4 protein-coding genes are annotated in these 11,567 nt (G+C 33.6%); 3 read left to right on the top strand and 1 reads right to left on the bottom strand.

Annotated features, from left to right (window positions below; genetic code table 11):
- The first annotated feature begins 162 nt into the window (after window positions 1-162).
- From lgt to IQ226_RS11865, 3 genes are all read left to right on the top strand, one after another.
- Entirely contained in the window at window positions 163-1,038 is an 876-nt protein-coding gene (gene lgt / locus IQ226_RS11875) for a prolipoprotein diacylglyceryl transferase (protein ID WP_193895606.1), read from the top strand.
- A 124-nt stretch (window positions 1,039-1,162) separates the two neighbouring features.
- Complete coding sequence (cobM, locus tag IQ226_RS11870; RefSeq protein ID WP_193895604.1) at window positions 1,163-1,978, top strand: precorrin-4 C(11)-methyltransferase; 816 nt, start codon at window positions 1,163-1,165, stop codon at window positions 1,976-1,978.
- A gap of 208 nt (window positions 1,979-2,186) precedes the next feature.
- Window positions 2,187-7,598: an ATP-binding sensor histidine kinase gene (locus IQ226_RS11865; protein WP_193895602.1), complete on the top strand. Its 5,412-nt coding sequence runs from the start codon at window positions 2,187-2,189 to the stop codon at window positions 7,596-7,598.
- Window positions 7,599-7,736: 138 nt separating this feature from the next.
- Here IQ226_RS11865 and IQ226_RS11860 read toward each other — a convergent pair whose 3' ends face one another.
- Window positions 7,737-11,315: an NB-ARC domain-containing protein gene (locus tag IQ226_RS11860; RefSeq protein WP_193895600.1), complete on the bottom strand. Its 3,579-nt coding sequence runs from the start codon at window positions 11,313-11,315 to the stop codon at window positions 7,737-7,739.
- Window positions 11,316-11,567: the final 252 nt, after the last annotated feature.

The raw sequence follows: 11,567 nt of genomic DNA, 5'->3' as shown, positions 1-11,567 counted from the left end.
TATAAGAGACAGGGAAAGAATTATTCCAATGACCGATTACCAATTACCAAATTCTACAAATGATTTTAATTTTGCCGAATTACTTATCGCTATAGTGACTAAGGCATACTATATTATTGTGTTTCATCTCCATAGATTTCAAATTCCTATAGGTAGTTTTGTATGGTAGTGGATTTTTCTGTTTTGCCTTTGGGGTTTTTATTTACTTCTCCTGGTCCGATTGTGGTTAAGTTGGGTCCCATTGTTATTCGTTGGTATGGGTTGTTGATTGCTTCTGCTGTATTAATTGGTGTTAGTCTTTCTCAATACCTAGCCAAGCGTCGTCATCTGAATCCAGATTTAATCAGTGATTTATCAATTTGGTTGGTGATTGGGGCTATTCCTGCCGCTAGATTGTATTATGTTTTGTTTCAGTGGCCAGAATATTCTCAACACCCGGAACGAATAGTTGCAATTTGGCAAGGGGGTATTGCGATTCATGGGGCAATTATTGGCGGTGCGATCGCAGCGTTAATTTTTGCTAGATTGAATCAGGTATCTTTTTGGCAATTGACTGATTTGGTTGCTCCTTCCTTAATACTAGGGCAAGCCATTGGTCGGTGGGGAAATTTTTTCAACTCGGAAGCTTTTGGCAGACCAACTAATTTACCTTGGAAATTATATATTCCCCCAGATCGTCGTCCTTTGGATTTCGTGAATTTTGAATATTTCCATCCCACTTTTCTGTACGAATCGCTGTGGAATTTAATGGTGTTTGCATTGTTGCTAACTTTGTTTTTTCGAGCTTTATCTAAAAAACCCCGGTTGAAGGTAGGAACGTTATTTTTAGTTTACTGGGTTGCCTATAGCTTGGGACGGATTTGGATTGAAGGTTTACGCACAGATAGCTTAATGCTAGGACCTTTACGGATGGCACAAATGGTAAGTTTAGGGGGAATGACTTTAGGATTATTTGGTTTAGCTTGGTTGTATATATTCAAGCGCTCTTTACCTGATATTGTTTCTTCAGTGAATGGAGAAAAAAATGCCCCAGAGTAATTAATCTCCAGGGCTTAACCAGGGTGCATCTACCATCTATTTCTACTGGGCAAAGTGGCTGAATCCGGATAGTGCGAGGGAAATGCTAAAGGTTTTTTTTGCAGGGTTTTAAAAGGGGCAATTGATGAGTGAATCTACTAGTAATTTAAGTTTTTCTAAGTATCCAAATTCCTTAGAGCCTACGGTTTATATTGTTGGGGCAGGACCTGGAGATCCTGATTTATTAACGGTTAGGGCGCAAAAGTTGTTGGCTGGGGCTGATGTAATTTTATTTGCAGATTCTTTAATTCCCGAACAGATTTTAGATATTTGTCGTGCAGATGCGGAAATTATTAAAACAGCAAATCGGACTTTGGAAGAAATTGTACCACTGATGATTGATGCTGTGCGATCGCATAAATCAGTGGTCAGGCTACATTCTGGTGATCCTAGTCTGTATAGTGCTATTCATGAACAAATGCAGCTATTAGCCGATGCGAATATTCCCTTTGAAGTTATCCCTGGTATCAGTGCCTTTCAAGCTGCCGCAGCTAAATTGAAAATAGAGTTAACTGTCCCTGGTTTAGTCCAAACTATTATTCTCACTCGTATTAGCGGCCGTACTCATGTTCCCGATACTGAAGAGTTAGCAGCTTTAGCAGCCCATCATGCCAGTTTATGTTTATATTTAAGTGTGAGTCATATCACTGAAGCCCAAGGGAAATTGTTAGAACATTATGATCCAGATACTCCAGTCGCAATTTGCTATCGTTTAGGCTGGCCAGATGAAAAAATCCGGGTTGTAAATTTAGCACAAATGGCAGATTGTACCCATGAAGAAAAATTACGGCGAACTACACTTTATGTCATCAGTCCTGCACTGCTACCAGTAAGTGGGCGCTCCCGCTTGTATCACCCCGAACATAATCATTTATTCCGTTCATCTCATAATCTTGGCTAGTACAAAACGGCGTAAATAAACCAACCATTCTAAATCCTCCAAAAGCCTATACTGTCTTCATTTTGACTTTTGACTTTTGACTTTTGACTTCCGCCTTGCGGTACTAGTAGTTCGTCAAATAAATTTTGATGGGTAATGGAAAAAAACTTCTGTTCTTCCCTCCCCCACCTGGCTTCACTGAAGATGAAATATCGCTGAAAAAAACAAGATGAACAAAAGTAATATTGGTACAGTTACTATTCCTGGGTATACAATTACTGAACTTATTTATGCTAGTAAAAAAACTACAGTTTATCGTGGTCAACAACAAACAACACAGATTTCAGTTATTATCAAGATTCTCAACGCAGAATATCCCGGGTTGCAGGATTTAATAGCATTTAAAAATCAATTTGCTATTAGTCAACAAATAGATCACCCAAATATTATTAAATCTTATGCCCTAGAAAAATATGGTAATAGTTATGCCCTAATCTTAGAAGATTTTAGTGGTATATCTTTAAGTGAATATACCAACTTACAAAAATTAGATATTAACTCTTTTCTGCCGATTGCGATCGCAATTACTAAAGCATTAGAGTTTCTGAATGCCAAGAGAATTATTCATAAAGATATTAAACCAAGAAATATTCTAATTAATCCCCAAACTCAGGAAATCAAGCTGATAGATTTTGGTATTTCCTCCCTATTACCTAAAGAAACTACGGACATCAAAAGCCCCAATGTATTAGCAGGGACACTTATCTATATGTCTCCAGAACAAACGGGAAGAATGAATAGAGGCATAGATTACCGCACTGATTTTTATTCTTTAGGAGTAACTTTTTATGAATTACTCACAGGACAATTACCTTTTTATAGTCCAAACCATTTAGAGTTGATATATTACCATCTGGCAAAAGAACCTATTAATGCTAGAGAAATTAATCCCCAAATTCCTCAAGTTCTCGCAGATGTCATTGCTAAGTTAATGGCAAAAAACCCTGATAATAGATATCAAACAGCTAGAGGAATTAGATATGATCTAGAAATATGTCAGCAAATTTTATTAACTCAAGGTGAGATTGGTAACTTTGAGTTAGGACAGAGAGACGTAAGTGATAGGTTTCTGATTCCTGAAAAACTTTATGGTAGAGAACAAGAAATTATTACCTTATTAAATGCTTTTAAAAATGTCAGTTCTGGTAATAAAGAACTAATATTAGTGGCAGGGTTTTCTGGGATTGGTAAAACTGCCGTCGTTAATGAAGTTCATAAACCAATTGTGCGGGAAAAAGGTTATTTTATCTCTGGTAAGTATGATCAATTTCAGCGAAATGTTCCCTTTTCTGCATTAGTGCAAGCATTTCGCAGTCTCATGAGACAACTGCTAACCGAAAATATGGTGCAGTTACAAGAGTGGAAAATTCAGATATTATCAGCTTTGGGAGAACAAGCACAGGTAATTATTGATGTTATTCCTGAACTAAAAAATATTATTGGACTGCAACCACCAGTTTCTGAACTAACAGGAAATGCTTCAGAAAATCGCTTTAATTTATTATTTAGTAAGTTTATTCAAGTATTTGCTACAAGTGAACATCCATTGGTCATTTTTTTAGATGATTTACAATGGGCTGATCTAGCTTCTTTAAAATTCATAAAATTATTAATGTGTGAAAAATACACAAAATATTTATTATTAATTGGAGCGTATCGAGATAATGAAGTCAATCCGGGACATCCTTTAATCACAACTTTAGATGATATTCGTCAAGAAAATATCACAATTAATCAGATTATTTTGCAAGCTTTAAATAAATCTCATATTAGACTATTAGTTACAGATACTCTATGTTGTCCAGAATCACATAGCCAAAAACTAACGGAACTACTTTTAAGAACCACCCAAGGTAATCCATTTTTTACCAATCAGTTACTTAAATCATTACATGAAGATGGATTAATTACTTTTAATTTTAGCCTTAGTTATTGGCAGTGTGATCTAAATGCAGTCAAAACCTTATATCATAATGATGATATTGTTAATTTTCTTAAAATCCAATTACAAAAATTACCTGAAAATACTCAAGATATTTTAAAAATAGCTGCTTGTATTGGCAGCCAATTTGATTTATCTACCCTGGCTATAGTTTGCGAAAAATCCCAAATACAAATAGCGGCTGAATTATGGGATGCTTTGCAAGAAGAACTGATTATTCCCCAAAATGAAGCATATAAATTTTTTACGGGCGAAGCATCAGTATTTGATATTTTTAACTTAAATTTTCCGGTTAATAGCACTGAATTAATTTTCGCTAAATATAAATTTTTTCATGACCGAGTTCAGCAAGCAGCTTATGTCCTAATTTCTGATGTTGATAAATCAGCAATGCACTTAAAAATTGGTCAGTTACTATTAAAAAATACCAATGCTGCGGAACTGGAAGAGAAGATATTTGAGATAGTTAACCAGTTAAATATTGGGGTTGAATTAATTACTAATCAGTCAGAAAGATATGAATTAGCTAAATTAAATTTAATTGCTGGTTGTAAAGCCAAATCTTCTACCGCTTATGAAGCTGCTATTAGATATTTAAAGGTAGGCTTGGAACTTTTAGCAGTAAATAGTTGGCAATATCAGTATGAATTAACTTTAAATCTTTACACAGAAATCGTAGAAGCAGAATATTTAAATATTGATTTTGAGCAAGCAGAAATATATATAGAAGTAGTTAAAAAAAATGCTACTAGTCTTATAGATAAAGTAAAAGTGTATGAAGCACAAATACAAATCTATATGTCTCAATTGCAACTACAAAGAGCAATAGAGACAGGGTTGAATTTAGTCAACTTGCTGGGAGTAAACTTAGAAAAAACACCTCCACAAAACTTAAATGTTGATGATTTAATCAATTTACCAGAGATGATAGCTACTGATAAACTTGCGGTGATGCGGATTTTAACTAATCTGACTGCTGCTAGTTATTTTGTTGATCCAGAATTATTCCCAGTTATTATCTTTACCATGATCAATCTATCAGTAAACTATGGTAATTCCCCGTTTTCTGCTCATGGATATGTAAACTATGGTGTGATACTCTGCGGTTTTGTTGCTGATATTGAAACTGGATATCGTTATGGTGAATTGGCTTTAAATATATTAGATAAATTTGATGGTAGAACAGTTAAATGTCGAGTTATGCTAATGTGGGCTTGCAATGTTCTATTTTGGAAAAAACATCTCAAAACAGTAGTTAGTAGTTTACAAGACGCATTACAAAGCGGAATAGAAACTGGAGATTTAGAATATTCTGGTTACTGCTCGTCAATGTATAACATGAATATGATTTTCAGTGGTGAAAACTTATCCTATGTATTTGAGCAGTTAAAAAGTCATATACTTTTAATGTATAGCTTCAAGCAACAAGGTACCGTTTTACTACATAAGCTATGGTATCAGCTAGTTTTTAATCTTGCAGAAATTAATGAAACCAAACAAACATTTGATGGTGAGTTGTTTGATGAATCTCAAATATTACCAATTTTAATCGCATCTAAATCATCAACTGTAATATTTTCATTATATTTAGCAAAAACTATATTTTATTACTTCTCTGGTTTAACCAGTATCGCTGTTGAGAATGGGATTCAAGGTGAAGCTTATTTAGAATGTGTAGTGGGACAAGTTACTACGAGTCAATATAATTTTTATTATTCTTTATCTCTTTTAGCTGAATATAATCAGCAGTCTGTGAGTGGACAAAAACAATATTTAGAAAAGGTTTTATCCAATCAAGAGAAAATGAAAAATTGGGCTGTTCATGCACCCATGAATTTTCAACATAAATATCAATTAATAGAAGCAGAAAAAGCGAGAGTGTTAGGAAATAATTGGCAAGCAATAGAGCTTTATGATCAAGCAATTACTGGAGCTAAAAAATACAAATATCTTCATGAAGAAGCACTAGCTAATGAACTAGCAGCTAAATTTTATTTGAGCGTTAATAAAGAAAAAATTGCCAAAACTTATTTAATAGATGCTTATTATTGTTATGCTAATTGGGGAGCTAAGGCTAAAATTGAGAATTTAGAAACAACCTATCCTCATTTGCTTGAACATATTATTAATCAAACCAAAACTAAATTAACAGCCGGTGAAGTAAGTACACTTATTAGTAAACCTAGTTTGACAGGTGTTTCTGCATTATTAGATTTAGAAACTGTGACTAAAGCATCCTTAGCGATCGCTTCGGAAATTCAGATAAATAAGTTATTATATACTCTCATGCAGGTAATATCAGAGAATGTTGCCGCCAATAAATCTGCATTAATTTTGCAAAAACAGGGAAATTTAATATTAGTAGCTCAATGTATGAATGAACATGAATATAAATTTTCTACTACACCAATTAACGATAGCCAAGATTTACCATTAAGTATTATTAATTATGTAGCAAATATGCAAGAATATTTATTAATTAGTGATGCTACAAATGATCAGAATTTTGCCAATGATTCATACATTATTCAGCATCAATCTAAATCCATATTATGCAATCCTATTTTGAATAAAGGGCAATTAGTTGGTATTCTTTATTTAGAAAATAATCTAACTGTGGGTGCTTTCACTATTGACAGATTAAGAATATTAAATCTCCTATCTTCTCAAGCTGCTATTTCCCTAGAAAATGCCCAACTCTATAGTGATTTAGAAGAAAAAGTCACCCAAAGAACTCAGGAACTCAATGAAAAAAATCTGCACTTAGAACAAACATTGAATGAATTAAAAGCCACACAATCACAATTAATTCAAACGGAGAAAATGTCCAGTTTAGGACAAATGGTTGCGGGTATTGCCCATGAAATTAATAACCCCGTCAATTTTATCTATGCGAATATTGAACACGCTAGTAACTATATTGAATCTATTATCAATTTACTGAATATATATCAACAAGAATATCCTTGTCCATCAGCTACTATTGAAAAATATAAACAAGACAATGATTTTGATTTTGTTATTCAAGATTTACCTAGAATTCTTGATTCAATGATGGTAGGTTCAGAACGGATTCGGAAGATTATTTTAAGTTTACGTAATTTTTCCCGTCTGGACGAATCTGCCATAAAATCTGTAGATATTCATGAAGGAATTGATAGTACATTAATGATTTTAGAAACCCGATTCCAAGAAAAGTTAGGCTATTCTAGCAATGTAGTCATTAAAAATTATGGTGATATTCCCTTAGTTCAATGTTATGCTTCCCAACTAAATCAGGTATTTATGAATATCATTAGTAATGCGATTGATGTTCTCAAACAGCGTGAAAAAAGTTTATCTACCGCAGAACTCAAGAATAATCCTAGCCAGATCATTATTCGCACTCAAATTATTAATAATAATTGGGTACAAATTGCCATTAAAGATAATGGTATGGGGATAAATCCCGAAATTAAACAACGCATATTTGATCCTTTTTTCACAACCAAACCTATAGGAGAAGGTACAGGTTTAGGACTATCAATCAGTTATCAAATTATCGTAGATAAACACAGTGGTAAATTAGATTGTATCTCTGCACCTGGAAAAGGAACAGAGTTTATCATTGAAATTCCGATTAAACTCCACCAACCATAAAATTTCCAAATTGAACCCTTAAAACTCTTACCTTTGCGCCTATCTTATACGGGATCTAACAATATTTTATACACCATAAGAGACTTTTAAAACATCCTCTAAGAGAGATTGTATGAGACTAAAATTCACCCAAATAAATCAATTTTTGTATGTATTGGTAGCACCTAATCCTATGATAATATCTCTTTGAGCTTCTGTTAAGCCTTGAGTTTCTGCAATATTCATATCTTGATAAAGCTTCTTAGGTATTAAAGTTTGTAAACAATTGCCTGTTTGCACATCCCACAAGTTGATGGTTGTGTCTTCACTCCCACTCGCTAGAATTTTACCATCAAAACTAAAAGCAACTGACCAAACTGGCTTTGTGTGTGATTGTAATTTATGCAAACATTGACCCGTATTTACATCCCATAATCTGATGATTTTATCATCACTAGCACTAGCCACAATTTTGCTTTCAGGATTGAAGACAAGGAATCTAATTTGAGCATTATGACCTGCTAAAATGTGCAGACATTCACCACTGCTAACATCCCATAGTTTTATCGTTAGATCATCACTAGCACTAGCGATAATTTTACCATGAGGACTCCAGGCAACTGAACGTATTCTATTTTGATGTTCCCCTATGTTTGTGAGTTTTCCAGTGGCAATATTCCATAACTGTAAGATATGAGCATCACTACCAATAACTATATTTTCAGAATCAGGACTGATAGCAACTGACCAAATCCAATATGGATAATCATTTAAACTTTTCCAGCATTGGTTTGTGTTTGTATCCCATAATTTTATACTATGATCATCACCTGCACTCACCAGTTTTGTCCCATCATAATTAAAACTAACTAACCAAATCCAATCACCATGTTTTTCTGATAAACTGACACTTTTACCTGTGGTAATGTCCCATAATTTTACCCAACCATCATTACCACCACTAGCTATTTTTTTGCCTTGAGGTGTATAGGCAACTGACTGTACTCGCTTGGCATGATTTCCTAATATTTTGCATTTACCTGTTTGAATATTCCAGATAGAAATTTTGCCATCATCACTACCACTAATTAAAGTTTTATCATCGAGAGAAAATGTAACTGACCATACTCTTTGTGTGTGACCATATATAGTTTTTAAAGATTTACATTTATCCACATCCCATAATCTAACACTTTGATCATCGCTACCACTAATTAAAGTTTTACCATCAGGACTAAAGGCTATAACTCGCACGCGACGATAGCTGCGATCGCCAAAGGCATCTCTTTCTGGTAAAGTGAAAAATTCACCAGTTTCAATGTTCCATAATTTGATAGTTTGATCAGCACTACCACTAGCTAAAATTGTCCCATCAGGACTAAAAATAACCGACCAAATTCTTCCATCATGTCCATGAAAAGTCTTCAGACATTCCCCTGTATAGATATTCAGCAATCTCACTATCTTATCATCGCTGCCAATCGCTAAAATTTTACCATTGGGACTAAAAGCAATGGAGCGAATAGGATAATTTCCTTGTCTCCATGTAGTGCGACATTCACCTGTATTTACATCCCATAATTTAACAGTTTGATCTACACTGGCACTGGCTAAAATTGTTCCTTGAGCGTTAAAAGCAACCGTACGTACCCAGTAAGTATGTTCTGTAAAAATGTGACGACATTGATATGAATTAACATCCCACAATCTGACAGTAAAATCATCACTAGCACTAGCTAAAATTTGACCATTAGGACTAAAAGCAACTGACCAAACTTGATCCTTGTGTTCTTCTAATTTAGCAATACATTCACCAGTATAAATATTCCATATTCTCACGGTAGCATCGTTACCAGCACTGGCTAAAATTGGTTCTTGAGGATGAAAAGCAATTGATCTGATCCAATTAGTATGACCTATACAAGTAGTGATAATTTGACTATCTGCTAATCGCCAAATATATAAATTTTTATCTGTATCACCCGTAGCCCAAAATTTACCATCAGGACTAAATGCTACTGCTAGAACACCAGCTAATGATTTCGAGAAAACGGATTTAGATAAATCAGAATAGGCAAAATTAGTCTGATGTAAATGAACTCCCTGAAGATAGGCTTGACAAATAGTTAAATAAGAAAAATTATAGTTGGTTAAGTCTGTTTTTAGGTGACAAAATATATTCAGAATATTGCCTCCTAAATATCCTGGAGATAGAGGTGATTGTTTTTGGCAATTTATAATAATTTCTTGGAGTTTATTTTCTAAATTTTTTGTTCCCTTAAATTGATAACGTAATTTTTCAATTAATGGTTCAAGAATTAGGCGAATTTGAATTTCTCGAATATAATCTTTAGATTGAGCTTTAATTAGGGCATGACTATTCAATAAATCATGGTTGCCATTAATAACCTCCTCATAAACTTTTTCAATCAAGTTTTCCGTGATAAACTCCATAATCACATTTTGTAATGTGTAGCGATTCTCATTTTTCCCTTTTTCAATTAAAGAACGCCTTTTGAGAGATTCTAGGTTATCAGTAATAGTTTTTTGATAATTTTTTAAAACAATATCATCTTTTAATTCTTGTATTGAAACCAACTCTCGATTAATTGCTAACCAGTACATAATTTGTTTTTCTGATTCTGATAAACGGTTAAACTGTTCCGCTAGAAGTTGACGTATATCACCAAATACGGGTTGTTCTTCTGCAAAAAATTCAGATACATTACCGCTATATAATTCTTGAATACGGGAAGAGACTATATTTAAAGCTTGGGGATTACCTTGATATAAATGAATTAATTTTTGAGCTTCTTCTGAAGATATTAATAAGCATTTATTATTAAATATTTGTTGATATTCTGTATTTATTCCTGCCAGAGTTAGTGTGCGAACAGGTAAGGTATCTCCTTCTAGGTGAGCAATTTCTGATGGTTTTTCTCGACTGGTTATTATTAAGCAGCTTTGATGTTTTCCTATTCCTATTTGTTTGAATAATTCGCCATATCCTTCATAACCTTGACAATAATTCCCAGTATATGTGCCTGCTTGAAAAATTGATTCAGCATTATCTAAAATGATGAGACAGCGAGAGTAACTTAGATATTCCAGTAGTTTGGTTATTCTCCCGCCAACAGTATCAGGTAAATCAATTTCTTGTTCTTGGGAAATAAAAAAAATCAAGTCTGCTAAAATATTTTGAATTGATGGTGCTTCTCTTAAACTTCGCCAAATTAACCAATCAAATTTATCCTGAATTTCTTGGGATATTTTCGTAACTAAAGCAGTTTTACCAATGCCACCCATACCCAACAATGCTAATAATTTTGCTTTATCTGTAACAATCCCATGTTTGAGAATTTCAATTTCTTGAGTACGTCCACAAAAGTGAGGAACTTCAGGTGCTTCTCCCCAGTCTTGGTGCTGTTTTTTCAAGTTTTGGGAGGTTATTTGTTGTTGAATTTGACTATTAATAGAATCAGATTTTTTGACTAACTCAGGTAGGTATTGCAGAAATAGCTCAACTAGGTCATGACGTTTGGGATAACGTTCACCTAGTTCATTTTTTAGTCCAAAGTTTTCGCAAATTTCTTGAATGTGTTTTCTGACTGTGGACTCTGCAATATGAAGAGATGATGCTATATCCATATCTCTTTCGTATGCTAATAATTTTAGCAGCACTTCCTTTCGTCTATTTGTTAGTTTGTCAAACGCTTGAATAAATTTATTTTTGTCCATAACTATTTAGATATCATTAACATCCTATTTAATTAGTGTATTTTCAAATTAAAATCAATTTTTTATATAAATATTCTCAATAATTTACGGAGTTTTTTGACCAAGACTTACCTAAAATATCACTTTCACTCTCATTCCTCCGTATCTTCCGCGCTTATAGTAGTCTATTTTTTTACGTGGTGTACACGTAAGTTGTATTGACAATACTCTAATTGTGGATTTTTCTACACAACAAGCCTTGTGTACTTGTGT

This window comes from Dolichospermum sp. LEGE 00240, from assembly GCF_015207875.1.
Classification (GTDB): Bacteria; Cyanobacteriota; Cyanobacteriia; order Cyanobacteriales; family Nostocaceae; genus Dolichospermum; species Dolichospermum gracile.
The sequence above is the reverse complement of the archived record's forward strand: the minus strand, read 5'-3'. Positions and strand labels throughout refer to the sequence as shown.